This window comes from Bartonella sp. AP88XZML (assembly GCF_042195565.1).
In the GTDB taxonomy this organism is placed as follows: Bacteria; Pseudomonadota; Alphaproteobacteria; order Rhizobiales; family Rhizobiaceae; genus Bartonella.
In genome coordinates this window covers 1-21314 of the sequence record NZ_JBHIOQ010000006.1, presented here as the reverse complement: position 1 = coordinate 21314, position 21314 = coordinate 1, and the positions used below count along the sequence as shown (strand labels likewise).

General features: G+C 34.4%; 16 protein-coding genes and 1 pseudogene. 10 read left to right on the top strand and 7 right to left on the bottom strand.

Features of this window, described 5'->3' with window-relative positions:
* Positions 1-537: 537 nt before the first annotated feature.
* The 5 genes from ACFIK2_RS00230 to ACFIK2_RS00210 all read left to right on the top strand — a co-directional run bounded on the left by ACFIK2_RS00230 (position 538) and on the right by ACFIK2_RS00210 (position 6588).
* Positions 538-1557 (top strand): ATP-binding cassette domain-containing protein, encoded by a 1020-nt coding sequence (locus ACFIK2_RS00230; protein WP_375629017.1) that lies wholly within the window; start codon positions 538-540, stop codon positions 1555-1557.
* Positions 1532-2356: an ABC-2 family transporter protein gene (locus ACFIK2_RS00225; RefSeq protein ID WP_375676755.1), complete on the top strand. Its 825-nt coding sequence runs from the start codon at positions 1532-1534 to the stop codon at positions 2354-2356. Before ACFIK2_RS00230 ends, ACFIK2_RS00225 begins: the two co-directional genes overlap by 26 nt.
* Positions 2340-3128, top strand: a complete 789-nt coding sequence (locus ACFIK2_RS00220) for an ABC-2 family transporter protein (RefSeq protein WP_375633785.1) — start codon at positions 2340-2342, stop codon at positions 3126-3128. The genes ACFIK2_RS00225 and ACFIK2_RS00220 overlap by 17 nt, the downstream gene beginning before the upstream one ends.
* A gap of 2192 nt (positions 3129-5320) precedes the next feature.
* Positions 5321-5680: a hypothetical protein gene (locus tag ACFIK2_RS00215; protein WP_375676759.1), complete on the top strand. Its 360-nt coding sequence runs from the start codon at positions 5321-5323 to the stop codon at positions 5678-5680.
* Between the two features lie 542 nt (positions 5681-6222).
* Positions 6223-6588: a response regulator gene (locus tag ACFIK2_RS00210; protein WP_273724078.1), complete on the top strand. Its 366-nt coding sequence runs from the start codon at positions 6223-6225 to the stop codon at positions 6586-6588.
* Positions 6589-6901: 313 nt separating this feature from the next.
* Here ACFIK2_RS00210 and rpsI read toward each other — a convergent pair whose 3' ends face one another.
* Complete coding sequence (rpsI, locus tag ACFIK2_RS00205) at positions 6902-7387, bottom strand: 30S ribosomal protein S9 (protein ID WP_015856545.1); 486 nt, start codon at positions 7385-7387, stop codon at positions 6902-6904.
* Positions 7388-7389: 2 nt separating this feature from the next.
* Positions 7390-7854, bottom strand: coding sequence for a 50S ribosomal protein L13 (gene rplM, locus ACFIK2_RS00200; RefSeq protein WP_015856544.1), 465 nt, complete (start codon positions 7852-7854; stop codon positions 7390-7392).
* Positions 7855-8149: 295 nt separating this feature from the next.
* Between rplM and recJ the strand changes: the two genes are divergently transcribed.
* Positions 8150-9934 carry a single-stranded-DNA-specific exonuclease RecJ gene (gene recJ / locus ACFIK2_RS00195; protein ID WP_375634738.1) on the top strand — a complete coding sequence of 595 codons (1785 nt, stop codon included), beginning with the start codon at positions 8150-8152 and terminating at the stop codon, positions 9932-9934.
* A 17-nt stretch (positions 9935-9951) separates the two neighbouring features.
* On the opposite strand, the gene parE is transcribed toward recJ, so the two are convergent.
* The 4 genes from parE to ACFIK2_RS00175 form a co-directional block, all read right to left on the bottom strand.
* Positions 9952-12018: a DNA topoisomerase IV subunit B gene (gene parE / locus ACFIK2_RS00190; RefSeq protein WP_375633783.1), complete on the bottom strand. Its 2067-nt coding sequence runs from the start codon at positions 12016-12018 to the stop codon at positions 9952-9954.
* Between the two features lie 80 nt (positions 12019-12098).
* A complete protein-coding gene (gene lipB, locus ACFIK2_RS00185) occupies positions 12099-12836 on the bottom strand; it encodes a lipoyl(octanoyl) transferase LipB (RefSeq protein WP_375633782.1) in 738 nt (245 codons plus the stop codon).
* A 146-nt stretch (positions 12837-12982) separates the two neighbouring features.
* Positions 12983-13834: a TPM domain-containing protein gene (locus ACFIK2_RS00180; protein ID WP_375633781.1), complete on the bottom strand. Its 852-nt coding sequence runs from the start codon at positions 13832-13834 to the stop codon at positions 12983-12985.
* Positions 13834-14460 (bottom strand): LemA family protein, encoded by a 627-nt coding sequence (locus ACFIK2_RS00175; RefSeq protein WP_375633780.1) that lies wholly within the window; start codon positions 14458-14460, stop codon positions 13834-13836. The genes ACFIK2_RS00180 and ACFIK2_RS00175 overlap by 1 nt, the downstream gene beginning before the upstream one ends.
* A 422-nt stretch (positions 14461-14882) precedes the next feature.
* Here ACFIK2_RS00175 and ACFIK2_RS00170 point away from each other — a divergent pair, with 422 nt between their 5' ends.
* From ACFIK2_RS00170 to ACFIK2_RS00155, 4 genes are all read left to right on the top strand, one after another.
* A complete protein-coding gene (locus ACFIK2_RS00170; protein ID WP_375636973.1) occupies positions 14883-15659 on the top strand; it encodes a class I SAM-dependent methyltransferase in 777 nt (258 codons plus the stop codon).
* Positions 15660-16977: 1318 nt separating this feature from the next.
* Complete coding sequence (gene hutH, locus ACFIK2_RS00165) at positions 16978-18516, top strand: histidine ammonia-lyase (protein WP_375634741.1); 1539 nt, start codon at positions 16978-16980, stop codon at positions 18514-18516.
* A gap of 398 nt (positions 18517-18914) precedes the next feature.
* A complete protein-coding gene (locus ACFIK2_RS00160) occupies positions 18915-19274 on the top strand; it encodes a hypothetical protein (protein WP_375634742.1) in 360 nt (119 codons plus the stop codon).
* A gap of 480 nt (positions 19275-19754) precedes the next feature.
* Positions 19755-21122 carry an amino acid permease gene (locus ACFIK2_RS00155; RefSeq protein ID WP_375634743.1) on the top strand — a complete coding sequence of 456 codons (1368 nt, stop codon included), beginning with the start codon at positions 19755-19757 and terminating at the stop codon, positions 21120-21122.
* An 84-nt stretch (positions 21123-21206) separates the two neighbouring features.
* On the opposite strand, the pseudogene ACFIK2_RS00150 reads toward ACFIK2_RS00155, so the two are convergent.
* Positions 21207-21314 (bottom strand): annotated as a pseudogene (locus ACFIK2_RS00150) (integrase); the annotation flags it as partial.

Here is a 21314-nt window from a genome sequence, read left to right as displayed (position 1 = left end):
TCTATAGAGGTCATATATTGGGAAGGCGTGTCTGTTGAGGGAGATGAGTTAGATAAAATCTGAAAGATATTTACTAAAATAGAGAAAGCGATTTTAGTTTTTTATGGGGAATAATGAAGGCATTTTATAGTAATGCTTAGGAAAAGTAGACTCTCAAAAAAATCCTGTTGTCAAGGAAGTTTGTTCTGTTATAAATGTGGTTTGATATGCTTATAGTATAGATTTATGCTTTACTTACACAATGAAGCCTTCTTAGCAAAGTTCTCTTTTTAATGAGCAATTATTTTTCTACTTACTTAGTTTATCCAAAAGATCATCTTTCATAAAAGAAGAAATAAGTTTTTAGTATCTTAATGCTTCATTGAAGTGAACTCATCACATTAAAAAAATATCTAGACAAAAAATTGGAGATAAAACGTCAGGCGCGTTTTATTGCTCTAGGGAGGGCTTGAACACTTTTGTTTTTTCTAGTGAACAAAACAGATATTTATTATGGGAACATTCAAAGGGGAGATAAGTTGAAATTAGGAGTGACTGATGGGATCATTATTGATTGACGTTAATAACGTCTCAAAAATATATCGCAACATTGACAGAGGAATTGGTTTTAAAAACAAGGTGTTTTCTCTCTTCAAGCCGGTTTATACAAATCATCATGTGTTAAAAGATATGAGTTTCACCCTCTTTTCAGGGCAATCGTTAGCAATTCTTGGCCCTAACGGAGCGGGTAAATCGACACTGATTAAAATACTTTCTGGTATACAATACGCTGATGAGGGATGTGTTAAAGTCCTTGGTGTTGATCCTTATAAAGCGAAGAAAAATCTGTTCAAGTCTTTGGGTGTGGTCTTTGGTCACAAGAATTGTTTATGGTGGGATTTGCCCTTACGCTACAGTTTGGATATGGTTCAACCATTATATGGTCTTGAACGCGCCTCTTTTACCCGTGATCTTAAAGAGATCGCTGAGTTACTGGGCCTTGAGCATATTATGGATAAGCCAGTGCGGATGCTTAGTCTGGGTGAGAGAGTGAAAAGTGAATTGGCATTTAATCTCTCCTTTAGACCTAAACTGTTGTTTCTCGATGAGCCAAGTATTGGTCTTGATATTACATCTAAGCATGAAATCAGGGAGCTTCTTAAAAAACTGAAAAAGGAGCGTGGCACTGGATATATCATCACAAGTCATGATATGGGAGATATTGATGGATACGTTGATGATATTATTCTCTTGCATAAAGGAAAGAAACAGTTTCATGGTAATCTTCACGCGCTTAAAAATGTCATCCCTTCTTTGGTGAGAATAACGTTTTTTTGTGAACACATGGCTGTACCTTCAGCTGTTGTAGAAAAAATTGATGAGATTGCGTTGAAATTATCTACTTCTTTAAAAGATAAGCACTTTAACGCTGAAGAATGCTCGCTGGAGGTTTCGCTGCCCCGTGAGGATTTTGCGCGTTTTGTACGCGAAATTACAACCAAATTGAACTGTACGTTCTCTGTATCCACTCCCTCGCTTGAAGAGATGCTCCGTGTTAAATTTAAAGAATTTATCTAACCACTACTTTGGTATGTTTCTTTTTGCCAAGAATGGATTACTGACTGTTCTAAGTGATAGAGCAATGTTTTTTACCGATATTATCATTGGGACACTTTCGCCATTTGTTATTCAACTTCTATTATGGAATGCACTTTTCTCTGATACGGGCAACACCATAAATGGCTTTAGCTTTTATGATATGATGTATTATTATGCTTTTGCTTTAGTCCTAGGTCGCTTAAATAATGGTTATAATGTGATTAAGTTTTTCTCTCATCATGTTAAAGAAGGTCAATTAGAAGTATATCTTACAAAGCCCTTTAGTTATATGACACAAATGCTTTTTACTTTTTTAGGGGAGAGTGTATTATATAGCATTCCCTTATTGGCTCTTTTTGTTGTTAAGCTTGTTTTATCCTATGAAAATATTCTGGGATTGGTCATCGCTTTTCTGTTCTTTTTTTTGGTTGTTATTCTATCACAATTGCTTTGTTTTTTAATCTCTTTTGGAATTGCCTTATTAAGCTTTTGGGTGATTGAGTACAATATATTACTTTCTTTCAGTATTCTCAGTTCAGCGCTTCTTGGGGGTGTTCTTTTACCACCATCTTTTTGGCCGGTGTGGCTTATTCCGCTTATGCAATTTAATCCTTATCGTTTCATGATATCAGCTCCTGCCGAGTTTTTCGCGACGCAAAATTTAGCGTTGTTTCAGCAGTTTATTTTCGGAAGTTTTACTTATATTTTGTGTTTTTTATTCTTAATTTATATTGCTTGGAATAAAGGGATGAAAGCATATAATGGAGCAGGTGGTTGAGATGAAAATCATCCTTCATTTTATCAGTCTGAATATCCGCCGACAGATTGTTTATGGTAAGAATTTGGCTGGGGAGTTTATGCTTTCTCTATGCTATTATTTTATTCAATTCATATTTATTGATAGAATATCTTCTTTTTCAGGAAAGATCGGTAACTATAGCAGAGATGAAATCCATTTTATCTTTGTTGTCTTTGTTTTACTTGGAATATTTTTGAATATTTTTACTAATTCTATTGAAACGTTTTTTGAAAAAGTAGCGGATGGTAAAATTGAACCATACTTGATAAAGCCCGTTTCAATCTGGTTGTTGATGTTGTTTGGTTGGTGTAAACCTCTTAATTTGATCAAGCTCTTTGTCCTTTATGTTAGTGCCTATTTATTTGTATCATTACCGAATATTTCTGATCTTAAGCTAAGATGGATCTCTTTTATTGTTGCAATATTTTGTGTTTTTATCGTCAATATTTGTTTTTTCATGATGTTCAATTTTATAACATTTATTATTAGCCGTAAGATGCCTGTCGAATATTTTCATGAAATGATTTACGAGCTTTCATTTGTGCCAATAGGAATTTATCCTTTAAGCATCGTAAAATGGCTTTTGTTTATGCTTCCCATGGCTTTTTCTGCTTCCTTGCCTGTGTCATTGTTGCTTGGTAAAGACGAATGGAATATTGGATATCTTCTGTTGAGCGCTTTTCTTTCCATGGTCATGACTTTCATAAGTTATAAGAAAACAATGCGTAAATTTAATGGATTAGGGGGATAATATAAAAGTCATCATGATTATAAAAATAAAAAATTGAGTGAAAATTCTATCGTACTGTAAAATATCGTTATTTATGCTGGCGGTATAGGGTATGTAAAATTTACACATGAGGATTTTTATTAGACATATTCATGCATAAAATCGGTTGTATTTCTATAGCTATGAGCAAAGAATTTACAATAAAAATCAGATAGTTAAATTTCTTGGTTTTAGATTAGTTTGAGTTTAGATGGCTGCTTGATGACACAAGCCAATTGTAAGATGGTGTACAATATTAGTAGTGCTTTCTCCTCCGAGCAAAATTTATTTTTGTTGCGTTTATAGTACTAAAAAATTGTCAAAGATGGGTAATTTTTATATGTGCAGAATGTGGTTATTCGTGCGGATTTTGTTGGTACATTCAATATATTATTACGTGGATGAGTTTTTGCTTAAACAATAAGAAAATTGACAGAATAAAGCTTTTAAGTTGCCCGATAGAAAGCTAAGAGCTTCGCCAAACAACATGATAGCAATTATCAAGACAACAATCACATAGAGATTTTTCAGCATGCTGAGCAGTCAAAATTCAGTTAATAATTGCTTGGAAATAAAAGGATTCACCAATCCAAGCAGGCAAAAACGATGGCAACGCAACTGAGTTCAATAACATAATTAAATATATTTCTTTGTTGTTCTTGTAAACAAAGAGAATTATACTTGATTTTCTTGTTAATTTCTTATTCTATTTAATAGAAAGATAATTATTATGTAATATTTTAGTGTTATTATAAATATTATTATTTAATTAAAAATATACAATTTAAACACATACAATATAAACATAATATATTTATATTATTTTAAATAGGTTATTTTAAAAAGTAATTAAATAAAATATTATTTTGTAAAAAAATATTTTCTATTTTTTAAATATTAATAAGCTCATTTTTCAATTTTTCTTAACAATGATAAGAGTAAAATGAAGTTTTACATACTCTTTTACAATAAATAAAAATGATACTTTAATCTGGTGTTGCTATTTAAGCTTAGAGCTATACAGATGTTATTGCTTATCATTAATAAAACTAATGTGATTGATGGCGTAGAGATTACAAAGGGCTAAATTTTTTTGTATGTAATTCATATCTTTTACAAGACTTTAAAAATAACACAAAAAAAATGAGTGAGGAAGGAATAGTGAACAAGAGTGATAAGCTTTTTCACTTTCTAGTGTTATGATTACTTTTGTATGTTACGGTTCATTCATTGTATGTATGATCAATTCCAAAATTTTTATTTTAAGCTTATAGTGAATCTATATTTTAGTCTGTTATTGAAGTGTTGTCGTGATTGAAATTACAATATCATAGTAGTGAACACTCTGATTTAATAGAGAAGATTGTTTGCTAGCAAATAATCTATCCATATCAACGTTATTTAAATTTTTTATGATTTATATTTTTAATCATTTTATCTTAGTTAGAAAGAAGGTCTATTCATTTTTATTTCTCTATTTTATCTTAAAGTCGTGGAATTATATTAATGTTAGAAAGTTATAATTGTGGAAGACAATGAACTTTATTAAAATTATTCCACGTTCTTGTAGAAACGCATGGCTGTGAAATCGTTGAAATGTGTAATAGCTTATGGCATTAGATTTAGCGCATTCACCAAAGTTATCCCTTATATTACCTAATTTAGCTTTTTTAATCAAAGAATTAAGCTAGTGCTTACGCTAATTGTAGCTGGGGAAAATATTTTTTCTCAATCTATACTAAGGAAAAATTATTTTATAAAATATTTATTTTACTATATTATACAAAAAAATAAAAATATTATGTGTAACTAAAAAACAACATATTGATATTTTTTATATTATAAAATCATAATAATATTTATGCTAATAAAGATAAATTTATAATAAAAACAATAAAATAATTTTATTTTAATATATTTTTATCATTAAACTACATAATGTAAATTACAAATAAAATAATTGACAATTATTAAATAAACATGTAACGGATATATTATAAGTGTAATATAATACAAAAAATAACAATTAAAATAAAATTATTAATTAAATTTTGTATTATATTTTTATTATAAGAAGATAAATATACTTTATCGATAGATGATGGAATGTTTTCTATTTAGAGGGGGCGGTAAAGAAAATTTATTTTATTAAATATTGTAATTAGGTGGTTATGATGAAAATATTCAAGCATTGTATAGTATGTTTTGTTGCAGTAGCGATTTTCTTTTCACAGATTTTAAGAGCCAATGCTGATTCTTTAAATGGTAGATTTCAAAATGCTGGTTTTATTTCTGTAATGACACAGGAAAATAGAGTTATTAAAGCTGTTGATATGGTTATTAGCCAGTTTGGAGGACACGGGGCTGAGAAAAATGTCCAAAAAGTTGCGGGTTTAATGGGGTTGGAGACAGCGATTTTTGGTCTCATCGCATATCTTGTATATTTCTTTACTAGAAAGCCGCCGAGTCCTAACAGAAAGACAGGTGGAAGAACATTCGATGCTTTTTCTCATAGTTCATGGGCTTTGAATTAAAAGATATTATCCTTGATAAACTTTGAATTATGCTGTTATTGAATGTTTTATATTAAATAAACCGTGATATTTAATCACGGTTTATTTGTTTTTTACTCTTAATGACATTGATAAGTTTATCCTTTTATATCATTAAGATATTGTTTTGTGGATGCCAGTATATGGTGCATTAAATTCAGCTAATCAGTTGCTTTTTAAATTTACTTAAATTTTTTCCTCTTCAAAATGCGCATTTGAGCTAAGTTTGTGGTTGATATTTTTTTATGATGAAAACGCGAATGCATTAATTGAGACATCCATAAACTTTGTATATCAACTCAAAAAATACAAGGTCACACAATCTTACGACTATTTGTGGGTTTTATGTTGATGAACTGAATAAGTATAGCGATGCGTCTTACAAATATTTGCAAAAATGCTTTTATTGGAATCTTTTAATCTCTTTGTGGTTTACAATTCATTTTATCATTTTATCTTAAGCAAAGAGAATGTGGATTCATTTCTATTTCTCTATTTTATCTGAGAAGGGTGGAGTTATACGAATGTCAAAAAAAGTCATGATCGTGGAAGATAATGAGCTTAATATGAAGTTATTTCGCGATCTTGTAGAAGCGAGTGGTTATGAAACCGTTGAAACGCGTAATGGTCTTATGGCATTAGATTTGGCGCGTTCATCAATGCCATCTCTTATCCTTGTGGATATCCAGTTGCCAGAGGTCTCTGGAATAGATGTTATTAAACAATTAAAAGAAGATGAAGAACTTCGATCAATCCCCGTTGTTGCTGTAACAGCTTTTGCTATGAAAGGCGATGAGGAGCGAATTCGTGCCAGTGGATGTGAAGAATATATGTCAAAGCCTATTTCTGTCCCTCATTTTATCACAATGGTAAAGCATTTCTTGGACTAAAGCTTGTTAAGTGATGATAGAAAAAATATTGAAAAGCTTATAAGATTGCTAAAGTTGTCGCGTAAATATTTTTGTGCTTTAGCACGTCGATATATTACAAGTTAGTAAAACAGATTTAAAAAATTGAAACTGAAGTTTTGAATTTTTTCGGTCTATTTTTCTTGCCTTTTATCTTAAGAGAAGAGGTTGTTTTGCATTCTTGTTTTTTCTAATCGGTATAGATTTGTTCCTACATTCATCTAAAAGTCTGTTTTAGCAGTTTAAAAAAGCCCCGTTTTTGTCCGAGGCTTTATGCATTGTACAAAAAATGAAATTAACGCTTTGAGAATTGGAAAGAACGACGTGCTTTTGCTTTACCGTATTTTTTACGTTCAACAACACGACTATCACGGGTAAGAAACCCACCTTTTTTCAAGATTGAGCGAAGTTCTGGTTCGTAATAGGTTAAAGCTTTGGAAATGCCATGGCGCACTGCACCGGCTTGTCCGGAAAGACCACCGCCTGCAACGGTTGCAATAATATCAAACTGGGTATCCCTATTTGTTGCAACAATTGGTTGACGAAGAATCATTCTAAGAACAGGACGAGCAAAATATTTGTCAAATTCCTTATTGTTGATCGTGATTTTTCCAGAACCTGGTTTAATCCATACACGTGCAACAGCGTCTTTACGCTTTCCTGTTGCGTAAGCACGTCCTTGTGAATCAAGCTTTTGCACGTGAACAGGAACAACATTTTCATGTGTTTCTGTAATACTTGTTACTATGCTAAGCTCAGAAAGAGAATTAATTTCAGCCATAATCAAGCAATCCTTTTGTTTTTGCGGTTTAAAGCACCAACGTCAAGAGATTCAGGCTGTTGTGCTTCATGTGGATGTTGGCTTCCAGCGTAAACACGTAGATTCTTCAATTGACGGCGACCAAGGGGACCCCGAGGAATCATGCGCTCTACCGCTTTTTCAATAACGCGTTCGGGAAAACGCCCCTCAAGAAGTTGACGTGCTGTACGTTGTTTGATTCCACCAATATAGCCGGTATGCCAATAATATTTTTTATCCGTATATTTTTTGCCAGTGAGAGCTATTTTATCTGCATTAATGACAATAACGTTGTCACCATCATCAACATGTGGAGTAAATGTAGCTTTATGTTTGCCACGTAAGCGGTTAGCAACAAATGTGGCAAGACGACCTAAAACAAGGTTTTCTGCGTCAATAATAACCCATTTTTTCACCACTTCAGTTGGCTTTTGTGAAAAAGTTGCCATAGAAGTATCCTTTATTAGAACCCTTTTAATATAAGGGAATTTTTACTGTTTTGCGTTGAAAATTGTTACCATAGCGAAATATTTAACGCATACCACTTGTTCTGATATAATGTCTTTTGATTGACGTCAAGAGAAAATAAAAACTTTATAAAACAACATGTTATGAGAAAGGTATTATAATACTACATTAAAGAAGTTTGTGGACCATTTAAATTTAAAATGAATGTTGCAAAAGACTATTTTATCTTTAACGCATGATTGTATTTTATCGTTCTTCATTATAAAATAAGTAATAATGCAGTGGTCTCGTTATTTTCTTAATGTTGAATCTTCTGCTTGTGGTCAAGCTTGGTTAGATGCCCTTGATGTTCAAGGGATAAATAATGCGCGCGCTATTTCTCAAAAATTTGGTTTTCCAGATCAGTTAGCTCGAGTACTTTCAGCAAGAGATGTGGATGAAGCTGAGGCTATTGCTTTTATTAATCCAACATTGCGTACACTTATGCCGGATCCAGAAAGTTTTAGGGATATGCAATGCGCTGCAGAGCGTATTGTTAAGGCTCTTCTCAATCAAGAACAGGTTGCTGTTTTTGGTGATTATGATGTTGATGGTGCTTGTTCTTCAGCACTCATAGCGCGTTTTTTTCGTTATTTTGGTATTGAAGTCAAAATTTATATTCCTGATCGTATTGTTGAAGGCTATGGTCCGAATGAACAAGCAATGAGGATGCTTGTGCAAGAAGGTGCTCGGTTAATTATCACTGTTGATTGTGGCGCAAATAGTCCAGATGCGGTAAAAGCAGCGAGGCTTGCTGGTGCTGATGTTGTGATTTTAGATCATCATCAAATGTCAGAGATTCATCAAGAAGCCGTTGCTCTTGTCAATCCTAATCGCCCTGATGATTTTTCTAAACAGGGGCATTTATGTGCAGCGGGCGTTGTTTTTGTTACGTTAGCTTGGGTTCATCATTTGCTGCGGAAAAAACAATTCCAAGGGCAGCTGCCTGATCTTTTAAGTATGCTTGATCTTGTTGCATTGGCAACCATATGTGATGTCGTTCCATTACAGGGGGTTAACCGTGCTTTTGTGATAAAAGGGCTTCAAGTTGCTCGTTCTATGCATAATCCAGGAATAACAGCTTTAACAAAGGTTTCACGAATAGGGGAGCCGCTTAATAGTTTTCATTTAGGTTTTTTATTAGGTCCTAGAATTAATGCAGGAGGGCGCATTGGTGATCAAGCTTTGGGAGCACGTTTGCTTAGCTGTGAGAATAAAGATGAAGCGGACAGAATAGCAGAACAATTAGATCAGCTTAATCAAGAACGCCAAGAAATGGAGAACATTCAATTAGCACAAGCGGAATCTTACATTGCATCTCTTTATCAAGATCAAGAAATACCCTTGTCACTTGTAATTTCTCATAAAGAATGGCATCCGGGAATTATTGGTATTCTTGCTTCCCGTCTCAAAGAGCGTTTTTTTTGTCCTGTTTTTGCTATTGCTTTGAAAGAAGATGGAAATGGCGTAGGGTCGGGACGCTCAATTAATGGTATAGATTTAGGAGCACTCGTTCGTGAAGCTGTTACATTAAATTTATTAGAAAAAGGAGGGGGACATAGTATGGCCGCAGGAATTATAATTCAATCAACAAAAATTGAAATCTTTCGAAAATGGCTAGAAGAAAAAGTTTCTTTAATGGTTTCACAGTTGCGTGCAAAAAAATCTCTTAGTATAGATGGTTCTCTTTCTGCTTCTGGTGTTAATGAAGCACTGTTTGAATTGCTTGAAAAAGCAGGGCCATTTGGAGCAGGGAATGCAACACCTGTTTTTGTTCTTCCCTCTCATAGACTGGTGAATCTATCTGAAGTTGGTAAAGGACATCTTCGCCTCGTTGTATCTAATGTTGAAGGAAAAAAATTGCAAGGAATAGCTTTTCGTGCTGTAGGGACATCGCTAGGTGATTTTCTTTTTGAAAATATTGGTGAAATGATTCATTTAGCTGGTCATCTTAGTTTGAATTATTGGAATGGAACGATCAATCCGCAACTGCGCGTGATTGACGCAGCTGCAGTGGTTTGAAAGGGATGTTTTTTACATTAGATGTCTAGATTAGAAGCAAAAGTAGAGTTTTCTTGTATGAAACGAAATCGTGCTTCTGGTTTTGTTCCCATGAGACTTTCTACAGTCTTTTTCGTTTCTTGCATTTCCACGGCATCAATAGAAACACGAAGCAATGTACGTTTTTGAGGATGCATAGTCGTTTCTTTAAGTTGTTCTGCGCGCATTTCACCCAGCCCTTTAAAACGCCCGATTTCGATTTTAGCTTTTCCAGTAAATTCAGTTTTGAGCAATTCATCCTTATGAATGTCGTCACGAGCATAAGCAACTTTTCCTCCTTGCGATATTCTATAAAGGGGAGGGACGGCAAGATATAAATGTCCCTGATGAATAAGGTCAGGCATTTCTTGAAAGAAGAAGGTAATGAGCAGTGACGCAATATGAGCACCATCAACATCAGCATCTGTCATGATGATAATACGTTCATATCTAAGATCTTTTTCACGATACTTGGAGCGTGTTCCACATCCAAGAGCAAGGATAAGATCGCTAATTGTTTGGCTTGAGTTCATTTTTTCATGTGCAGCATTGGCGACATTTAAGATTTTACCACGAAGAGGTAAAATTGCTTGGTTTGCTCTATTTCTTGCTTGTTTAGCAGATCCTCCTGCAGAATCCCCTTCAACAATGAATAGTTCAGCACCCAAAGCATGGTTCTGGCTACAATCTGCAAGTTTACCGGGCAGACGTAATTTACGGACAGCAGTTTTTCGACTTATTTCTCTATCTTGGCGTCGTTTAACACGTTCTTCAGCACGTTCAATAACCCAATCGAGAAGTTTTGTTGCTTCTTGTGGGGAATTTGCTAACCAATGATCAAAAGGATCGCGGATTGCATTCTCAACGATACGCTGTGCTTCAATGGTTGCTAATCGATCTTTTGTTTGTCCAACAAATTCAGGGTTACTGATAAAGACTGAAAGTATTGCGGCTGTTGAAATCATAATATCGTCAGACGTAATAATCGTTGCGCGCTTGTTTCCTATTAACTCAGCGTAGGATTTCAATCCACGCAAAAGAGCTTGACGTAATCCTATTTCATGTGTTCCGCCTTCTCCTGTAGGAATCGTATTGCAGTAAGATTGCACACAAGAATCACCACCATGCCAAGCGATAGCCCACTCAACGGAGCCATGGCCATTATTGTGTTGTGTTTTGCCAGAAAAAATTTCTGACGTTACTCGATATTCATCTTTTAGTGACGAAAGTAAATAGTCTTTAAGCCCATCGGGAAAATGAAAAACAGCTTTTTCAGGAATATTTTTTGCGCCTTCAAGTATGACGGGATCACAAGACCAGCGAATTTTTACGCCACCAAAAAGATAGGCTTTGGAGCATGTCATCTTATAGATTTTTTCTGGATCAAAAGCTGCTTTTTCACCAAAAATTTCATGATCAGGATGAAAACGAACGCGCGTACCACGACGATTATAAACATCTCCCAGATCTTCCAATCCAGATTGAGGAATACCACGTGAGAAACGTTGGCGGTAAAGTTTTCGTTCTCGTGCAACTTCAACTTCCATATCATCAGAAAGAGCATTGACGACAGAAATTCCTACTCCATGAAGTCCACCTGCAGTTTGATAAGCCTTTCCATCAAATTTTCCCCCTGAGTGGAGTTGTGTCATAATAACTTCAAGAGTCGATTTCTCAGGCATTTGAGGATGATTTTCAACAGGAATACCGCGTCCATTATCTGTAACGGTTATATAACCGTTCCTATCTAATGAGACCTCAATAGAATCTGCATAACCCGCAACAGCTTCATCCATCGCGTTATCAATAATTTCGGAAAATAAATGATGAAGCGCTTTACTGTCTGTTCCACCAATATACATTCCAGGGCGTAAACGTACAGGCTCTAAACCCTCAAGAACTCGAATAGAGAGGGCATTATAGTCATCTTCTTGCGTATCTTTTGCACTTTTTCTTGAAATCATCGCGTTTGATTTCATTGGAGACTGCAGAGTGTTTTCTTTTGTATTTACCCGAGATTGGGCTTTATTTAAAACACTAAAAAGATCCTTTTTGTTATCGCTCATAGCGTTTAACTATCCACCTCATAAAATCAAATATTATTAAAATAATTTTATGCCTGTTTTTTATTTAAAAATCAATGCACTTAGGAAACATCGATTGTTGGGCCAAAAATTTGTTCAAAAGCGTGTTTGAGAGCAATATCAACATCATGTATTGCTACATGGCAACCGAGATTAAGAAAGCTTGTTACACCGTGGTTTGTAATTCCACAAGGAACAATTCCTGAATAATGGGCTAAGTTAGGATTAACATTGATAGAAACTCCATGAAAACTTATCCATTTGCGCACTCGAATGCCAATAGCTGCAATTTTATCTTCGGAAGAAAGATCATTTTGTTTTGATGGGCAATGAGACTGTTTAACCCAGACACCAACGCGATCTTCTCTGCGTTCGCCTTTAATATTAAAGTTGGCAAGCATCTGTATGATCCATTCTTCTAATGCACTAATGAAAGCACGAATGTCTTGTTTTCGGCGTTTAAGATCAAGCATGATATAAGCAATACGCTGTCCTGGACCGTGATATGTAAATTCACCTCCACGTCCTGCTTCATAAACAGGGAATAAATTAGGCGCTAAAAGATCTTTTTTATTTGCACTCGTTCCCGCTGTATAAAGGGAAGGGTGTTCAAGAAGCCAAACTTGTTCATGCGCGGTTTTTGCAAGAATTTTTTCTACACGTTCTTGCATATAACGCAGAGCTTCAGGATACTCAACTAGATGATCACTTATCTTCCATTCAACGGGTGGATTTCCTAGAATTGCATTAAAATGATGTGATAAGTGATTACGATCCGTATGTTTCAATTCAAATGTCATTGGTAATATTTATCTTGATGTTTGAGTTTATTTTTTAATCAATAAAAGTGATTACAGAGTAAGGTATAGAATTGTTGAATAAAAGAGAATACGTTCATAAATTTTATCTTAAGAAGATTTGCTACGCTTAAAAATCCACGTTCCTTTTACCATCTTCCTGTTGCACCACCACCACCTGATGATCCACCACCACCCCTAAATCCCCCTCCACCTCGAGGACCACCGAACCTTCCACCAGGATATCTGCCACCGGCACTTAAGTTAAGAAACCAAGGTGTGAAGATGATCCCCAGCCAGAGATACTTTTGTGGACCCACTTTTTTACCAAAAATCATTGCAAGAATGGGCAAACCAACGACTATAAAGAGAATGAGAAACATGATTGTATTTATAATTATTTCTTCTTTTTCAGCTTGTTTACGTTGTTCTTCAACGATTTTAGCTTTTTCTTTGATGCGAAAAGTAAAATCAGAATCACTTTCTGTAATAACTTTGATAATTGCATCAACTGCTTCAGCAATTCCTTTTTGATAATTTCCTTCACGAAAATTAGGAATCATGAAGCTATTAATAATGACAGAGGAAAGAGCATCTGTTAGCTCTCCTTCCAAACCATATCCAACTTCGATACGTGCTGTGCGTTCATTCGGTGCAATGACCAGTAATACACCATTATTGATCTTCTTTTGGCCTAATCCCCATGTACGAAAAAGAGAATTGCTGTATGTTTCTATATCATTGCCAGAAAGAGTAGGGAGTGTCACAAGAACAATTTGATCTCCCGTTTTCTCTTCGAGTGCTGCCAGTTTTTTTGTCAAGTCTTCTTTGGTTGCATTATCGAGCAAATGAGCCACATCATTAACATAACCTGTTAAATGAGGAAATTTTATTTGCGAACAAGCGATACTTCCCAATGCAGCAACTAAATACAGAGAGCAGATAAAAGCCCATAATTTTGGAAATACAATACGTTGCAAAGAGTATCGAAATGATTTCATTAATTAAAATTAACCTTTGGTGTTTGTTGGCTATCAGTATCGATGGTAAAAGTTGGCATAGGTTTAGCATCACGAAACCATAATTTTGCCCAAATCATCGTCGGCATTGTTTTGAGTGCAGTATTGTAGGCACGTACTGTTTCAATATAATCGCGGCGCGCAACGGAAATACGGTTTTCTGTTCCTTCTAATTGTGATTGAAGAGCAAGAAAGTTTTGGTTTGCTTTAAGATCCGGATAGTTTTCAACAACAGCCATAAGCCGCGAAAGTGCACTTGATAAATTTGCTTGATTTTTGAGATATTGCTGCATAACTTCTGGATTATTCAACATATCTGCATTAATGTTGACCTGCGTTGCTTTGGCGCGTGCTTCAATTACATTTGTGAAAACGCTTTGTTCATGAGCTGCGTAAGCTTTAACTGTTTCTACAAGATTGGGGATGAGATCTGTACGACGTTGATATTGATTGAGCACTTCACTCCATGCTGCATGTGCTTTTTCTTCATTTGTTGGTATCGTATTAAATCCGCACCCACTTAAAAATGGCACTAACCATGCCAAAAAAATCACGATTGGAAATTTTTTTAATATTTTAAACATTGAAGAAGTTTGTACATTTAACATAAAGATGTCTCCACAGATATTTTATGTATTATATAGGGTTTATTTTCTTGGTGGAAAGTATTTTGAACTTTATAAACAGGCGTATTTATCAATAAATTGATATCTCTATGCGTTTTAGGTACGCTTAAGTGACTTGTTGATATTAAAATAATAATAGTAATATAGATGTCATCTTATAAAAGATCAATAATATTTATATCAATTATTATTACAGAAAATTATATTATTTTCGTAGGAGTTTTGGATTTCGCAACGTGCAGATAACAATTGGAAAAGAGAAAAATGTAAGTATCAATCTTATGGAAAGATAGAAGGTCAGGGCAGTTCTTATTTTCCTCCTTTAGAAGTTATGTTTAATGAATTGGATAAAAAAGGCTTTTTTATTATGTATGGTAGTAATTGAGAAGGAGGGTGAAAGTCCTATGATAGAAAGTGTTCAGCGGCAAAGTGAAAAGTTTGATGGATTGGCTAATGATTATGATCGTTATCGTCCTCGCTATCCCCTTACTTTATTTAAAACCATGCTCCATCCTTTTAAGAACAAAAAGCATTTGTCCATTGTGGATGTGGGTGCTGGGACAGGCATCGCATTAGAGGGAATTGTTAAATTTTTAGGAAATGAGCACCAATATCATGCTATCGATGTATCGGCAGATATGATTAAGCAGGGGCGAAAAAAATTTCCTACGGTGCAGTGGTATCAGGGCCGTGCCGAAGACCTATTGCCTCAAATTGGCGAGGTTGATCTTGTCATTGCAGCGCAAGCGTTTCAGTGGATGGATCGTTCTAAGTTGCTTTGTTCTGTTTCAGATCAACTTCGGGTCAATGGTGTCATGGCGGTTATTCAAAATAATCGCGATTTCCAGCATAGCGAATTTCTAGAGGCTTATGAGACATTGTTAGAGAAAATGAGTCCGAACTATTCTCGGTATTATCGTAATTTTGATTTTTTACAGGAAATGAGTGATGGCTTTGGGGTAGATCCAGAAAAGATTTTTTTTCATACGCACAATTGGACGATGATGATCCCATCTGAAGCTTTTATTGGAATGAGCCGCTCTTCAACGCAAGCGCAACGCGCTATTGCTTTCTATGGGGAAGAATATTTGCGGCAATTGGTCGCATTGATAAAGAAATATGAAGTGCAAGGCAATTTGGAGCTTTTGTATCGAAGTGAGCTCTATATGTATGCAGGATAATCCGATATCGATGATTGCTTTTGCTCTTTTAGCACATCAGAGTGGGCGGTATTCAGGAAATTAACGCATTATTAAGGCAGACTTTGAGGGGGAAAGTTTTTTTCTTCAGCATTCACATTGACATCTTATTACCGTTGATTTTCATTATTCATTTAATATGAGAGAGTTTAAATAGAAAATTTATGCACTGCATTATAGCATCGAAGCGCTTTCTTTACTGCAGTTTAACAACAGATTATTTTATAAAATGGAAAGAGGTAGATTGAATAGAAATGTTTGATAATTCTTTGTTTTTATGATTGCTTTTTATTATTAAATGAGAGTGTTTTTAATAAATTTTGACAAAAATAACTGAAAAAGTACAAAAAATTATCATAATCAGAAATTTGTAGTAAAAAAGGTAATGGCTTGGAAGAACCTTTAAAAAACAACTCATTTTGAAATTATCTCTAAATTCAGATTGAATATAACAAAAAGTAAAATATAAATATGCTATATGAAGCATTTCTCTTTTTAGAATATATAATATAAAAACAATATATTAATTAATTTTTTTTGATATAAGAAAACTTCTTTTATTTTCTATTTTAAATAACGGGTTAGTCCGAGTCTTATGTGGTTTTATTGAAGATGTGTTTTTCAAGGTTTAATCTGGCGCTTTAAATACAATTTTAGAAGTGGCAAATAAGCTCAATTTTTTCTCTGTTGTGATGTGTTGAATAAGTTTTTTAATTTTCTATAGAGTTTAATTTTTGCAATCATGATAGATTGTGGCAGCTATCTATTTAAGGTTTTTATAAGTTTAGTAGGAATAGCTTGATGATAAATCCATTGAGTTCTCCATCTTTACGCTTCATAAAAGAATAAGCCTGCACCATCACACACTTTGTCATTTTCCAATGTTGCGACAGCCCTTGACATGGTTTATAAGAGGAGTTTTTAGTCCTTTTTTGTACAGTTTTATCCATACGACAATCTCGCTTATGACGTGCAAGCGAATGGTTTTGATTGATTCAACATACACAGATTTGGAATGAAAGAATCTTAAGATATTCCGCTCTCTCATTTAATATTAATAATGCTAGATCATGATTATAAATTAATGTGTTGTCTATTTTTGAAATCCATGACCTTGGTTGAGCTTGTCAATATTTCATTTTCATTTATCGTAAACTATTCTACTTTTGAATAATGACTCCACTGTAAGGAATGTCTTTAAGAAAGCATTCTCGTTTTAAAGAGTCGTTATAGTTTTTTTGTTTTATAGAAGGATCAATAATGCTAAACATTATACTTTGATAAAAAAAGAAAGTAAATTATGACTATTATACTGAAACCGAGCGAAGTGACGCTTAGTGAACTTGCAGCTATTTATTTTAATGGTGAAGTGAGTAAACTTCATAATGACACGCATTTAGCTATCAAGAAAGGGGCTCAGCGCATTGCTGAAATTGCTGCTGGAAGTGAGCCTGTGTACGGCATTAATACTGGTTTTGGGAAGTTGGCTTCCATTAAAATTGATGCGGACGATGTCGCTGTTTTACAGAGAAACCTTATTTTGTCCCATTGTTGTGGGGTAGGAGAGCCTTTAGCTGAAAATATTGTGCGTTTGATAATGAGCTTAAAGCTTATCTCTTTAGGAAAAGGGGCTTCAGGAGTTCGTCTAGAATTAGTAAATTTGCTGGAAAATATGCTTGCAAAGGGCGTCATTCCTGTCATCCCTGAAAAAGGGTCTGTTGGTGCTTCAGGTGATCTAGCTCCACTTGCTCACATGGCGGCTGTTATGATGGGAGAAGGGGAAGCATTTTTTCAAAATATTCGTATGAGTGGGGCGGTTGCATTAGAGAAAGCGGGATTGTCCCCTATTATTTTAGAGGCAAAGGAAGGTCTAGCTCTTATTAATGGGACTCAAACATCAACAGCCCTTGCACTTGCTGGTCTTTTTCGAGGTTATCGGGCATTGTGTGGTGGATTGTTGGCAGGGGCTTTGACGACAGATGCTATCATGGGATCAACGGCGCCATTTCATCCTGATATCCATATTTTACGAGGACATTATGGGCAGATTGCCGTATCGAAAACATTAGAAAAGCTTGTAGAGGATTCAGAAATTCGTGCAGCACATTTACAGGGGGATGAGCGTGTACAAGATCCTTATTGTATACGTTGCCAGCCACAGGTCATGGGGGCATGTTTTGATATTTTGCTGGCAGCAGCAAAAACACTGATTATTGAAGCAAATGCTGTTACAGATAATCCATTGATTTTAAGGAATGGTGAAGTTGTATCAGGTGGGAATTTTCATGCTGAACCTGTAGCGTTTGCTGCTGATCAGATTGCTCTTGCTTTATGTGAAATAGGATCTATTTCTCAACGGCGTATTGCTCTTATGGTTGATCCAGCAGTTTCTTATGGACTTCCAGCCTTTTTAGCACATAATGCGGGTCTTAATTCAGGTTTTATGATTGCTGAAGTAACAGCGGCAGCTTTAATGTCTGAAAATAAGCAAATGGCCCATCCTGCTTCCGTTGATTCAACCCCAACTTCTGCCAATCAAGAAGATCATGTTTCAATGGCTTGCCATGGAGCGCGTCGGTTATTGGTAATGAGCGAAAATCTTTTTACACTTATTGGCATTGAAACGCTTGTTGCAGCACAAGGAATTGAATATCGTGCACCTTTAAAAACAAGTACTTTTTTGCAATCTGTTATGGAATGTCTACGAAAAAATGTTGCTTCTCTTAAGGAAGATCGCTATCTGGCTCCAGATCTTCATCAAGCACATATACTTGTGCGTGAAGGGCACTTATTATCTGTTTTACCAGAAACAATTTTTCCTTCATTAAGTTTTCAATAGTATTTGTTTTAAGGTCAATGCTGAAGGGGGGATATTGAATTTTGAAACTTCCTCATATGAAAATATAGAGGAGCAATACTATATTTGAATTATTTAATAAATTATATATTTATTACTGTATATATCTGATTTTTGTAGTTAACTAGATATTTTGTTATTTTATAGAAACTATAAAATTAAAGCACCTATATTTTCTGATTTATATCAGAAATTTTAATATAAGTTAAATAATATATACGAATTATATATTCGTGATATTGTATTTTTATAAATATAAATTATGATATATGTATTGTATCAAGTAAAAATAAAATTTTTATTTTATATTCTTCTTATTTTTAATACTTTATGAATTTTATAGTTCATTTTTGATATTTAAAATAAAAAAGGAGAAAAGAATGTTTAAAAGTGCTAAATTATGTGTTTTAATAACACTTCTTTTTTTCTCTCAAATTCTTGAGATTCATGCAAATTTTAGGAGAGCTAGCTTTCCAGAGGAAGTTTTCATTATGATAGTGGCCCAAGAGAAAGAGCCTCTTATTTCAGCGAAAAACAAAGATTTTATTGCTATCTCAGGGCAAATTCCCAGAGGTAATGAGAACGCTATCATCGGACCAATAATCAAAGATGCTCTTTTTATCGTATATTTTTTTTTCATTGGAAAGCTTGTCGTTAAGGCAGCTGGAGTCCTTAAAAGATGGGTTGTAGATAAATTTTCTCATGCTTTTGAAAACTTGCGAGATTCGTATTATCATTGATTGAGCTATTCAATTGGCATAAAAAGTTTGTTTTATGGGCTCAAAGAAAGTTTGCTTAAAGTAACAAAAAATTAATTGTATGCATAGTTAATGTGTTTGTTATGAATTTTTAGGCTTCTATTTCAGTGCACCGAAATAGAAGCCTAAAGTTTAGATTACATTAAGGTTAATTTTCTCTGTAAAAAACTAGAGAATACGAAATGAATTAAATGACAATTATGAAAAAATTCATTATCACTTTATTTGAATAAAATAATACGAAATTGCAGGCTATAAAAGCTGAATAATTCGCAATATATAAAAGCTGAATAATTCGCAATACGCAATAAAAGTATTTTTTCATTGTTTAGAGCAAAGTGTTGGACTGGCTGGTCTTCGATGTTTTTTGAAATATATTTGTGAAAGAAACATGAGGCTTTATTTCTCATAGAGCTGTTATCGTGGTGTGGATTGTCAGCATTTCAAAAAGTAAGGAAAGAAATGGCAATAAATGAACTGAAAAGAGGGATGAGTAAACGCCAAGTTATTTTTTTAGCTCTTGGTTCTGCTATTGGAACAGGTCTTTTTTATGGGTCTGCACAGGCAATTAAGCTTGCGGGTCCCAGTGTTTTGATTGCCTATTGTATTGCTGGTTTAGCTATTTTTATGGTTATGCGGGCTCTAGGAGAGATGATACTTCATAATCCATTGCCTGGTTCTTTTGCTCGTTATGCGGCAAATTACATATCACCATTAGCAGGTTTTTTAACGGGATGGACATATGTATTTGAGATGATTCTTGTTGGTTTGGCTGATATTACAGCTTTTGCGACTTATATGGGGTTTTGGTATCCTGATGTTGCTCCTTGGGTATGGGCACTGAGTATTACATTAATCATCACAGGTATTAATTTAGCTGCTGTAGAAGTCTATGGTGAACTAGAGTTTTGGCTATCTTCTATTAAAGTTATCGCTATCATTGCGATGATTATTTTAGGAATAGCAATTATTTTTTGGGGGTGGGGTGAAGGTACAGATTTTTCTACCGTTACTGTTCATAATTTATGGAAAAATGGTGGACTTTTTCCCAATGGTTGGTTTGGTTTTTTAGCTTGCTTTAGTGTTGTTGTTTTTGCTTTTGGTGGCATAGAAATCATTGGCATGGCAGTCATGGAAGTTCAAAACCCTCATCAAACGATTTCAAAGGCAATTAATTCTACTCCAGTTCGTATTTTGCTTTTTTACGTCATGACGTTAGCTATTTTAATGTCTCTTTATCCTTGGAATGAGATTGGTCTCATGGATAGCCCTTTTGTATCCATTTTTGAAAATCTTGGGATTTCATATGCAGCAAATATTTTAAATATTGTTGTTGTTACAGCGGCTATTTCAGCAATGAATAGTGGAATGTATGGTGCTTGTCGTATGATCCATGGTTTATCGCAGGAAGGTTATGCTTTAAAAAAGTTTCAATATTTATCAAAAAACGGTATACCAGTTTTTGTTATTTTGATGATCTTTGGTATTTTTCTTCTTGGTGCTGTCCTTAATTATTTTTATCATGAAAAGCTTTTTTTTCTTATTGCTGCAATGGCAACATTTGCGACAGTTTTTGTTTGGATGATGATTCTACTTTCACAATTTTTTATGCGAATTAAGATGCCTAAAGAAGCTCAGAATGGTTTAAAATTTCCCATTCCATTTTGGCCAATAGGATCGATTTTTTCTATTTTATTTATGGTTTTTATTTTTATTCTCCTATGGTACTTTGATGAGACACGACCAGTTTTAATTATAGGTGTTAGTTGGATTGCTTGGCTTGTTATTTGTTTCTATGCACTTAAACTTTATAATTTTAAGCAACGGTAACAAATAATAATTAAATCAAAAAGTTATATTTGTAGTAAGGGATTAGGTGCTTATTGATTCTATTATGTTTTTTTATCTCTATCCCTAACTTTTTTGGAGCTTTTGTATCGATTCAAGGGAGAGTTTTTTGCGATCTGCGCTCTTGGTATAAAGAGATGCCATACTGTCATTTGTCCAGCCAAAGAGTGCTTT

Bases quoted from the DNA above. Each gene is read 5' to 3' on its own strand.
- ACFIK2_RS00230 (WP_375629017.1), top strand. From the start codon at position 538: ATGGGATCATTATTGATTGACGTTAATAACGTCTCAAAAATATATCGC.
- ACFIK2_RS00220 (WP_375633785.1), top strand. From the start codon at position 2,340: ATGGAGCAGGTGGTTGAGATGAAAATCATCCTTCATTTTATCAGTCTG.
- ACFIK2_RS00215 (WP_375676759.1), top strand. From the start codon at position 5,321: ATGAAAATATTCAAGCATTGTATAGTATGTTTTGTTGCAGTAGCGATT.
- ACFIK2_RS00210 (WP_273724078.1), top strand. From the start codon at position 6,223: ATGTCAAAAAAAGTCATGATCGTGGAAGATAATGAGCTTAATATGAAG.
- rpsI (WP_015856545.1), bottom strand. From the start codon at position 7,387: ATGGCTGAAATTAATTCTCTTTCTGAGCTTAGCATAGTAACAAGTATT.
- rplM (WP_015856544.1), bottom strand. From the start codon at position 7,854: ATGGCAACTTTTTCACAAAAGCCAACTGAAGTGGTGAAAAAATGGGTT.
- recJ (WP_375634738.1), top strand. From the start codon at position 8,150: ATGCAGTGGTCTCGTTATTTTCTTAATGTTGAATCTTCTGCTTGTGGT.
- parE (WP_375633783.1), bottom strand. From the start codon at position 12,018: ATGAGCGATAACAAAAAGGATCTTTTTAGTGTTTTAAATAAAGCCCAA.
- lipB (WP_375633782.1), bottom strand. From the start codon at position 12,836: ATGACATTTGAATTGAAACATACGGATCGTAATCACTTATCACATCAT.
- ACFIK2_RS00180 (WP_375633781.1), bottom strand. From the start codon at position 13,834: ATGAAATCATTTCGATACTCTTTGCAACGTATTGTATTTCCAAAATTA.
- ACFIK2_RS00175 (WP_375633780.1), bottom strand. From the start codon at position 14,460: ATGTTAAATGTACAAACTTCTTCAATGTTTAAAATATTAAAAAAATTT.
- ACFIK2_RS00170 (WP_375636973.1), top strand. From the start codon at position 14,883: ATGATAGAAAGTGTTCAGCGGCAAAGTGAAAAGTTTGATGGATTGGCT.
- hutH (WP_375634741.1), top strand. From the start codon at position 16,978: ATGACTATTATACTGAAACCGAGCGAAGTGACGCTTAGTGAACTTGCA.
- ACFIK2_RS00160 (WP_375634742.1), top strand. From the start codon at position 18,915: ATGTTTAAAAGTGCTAAATTATGTGTTTTAATAACACTTCTTTTTTTC.
- ACFIK2_RS00155 (WP_375634743.1), top strand. From the start codon at position 19,755: ATGGCAATAAATGAACTGAAAAGAGGGATGAGTAAACGCCAAGTTATT.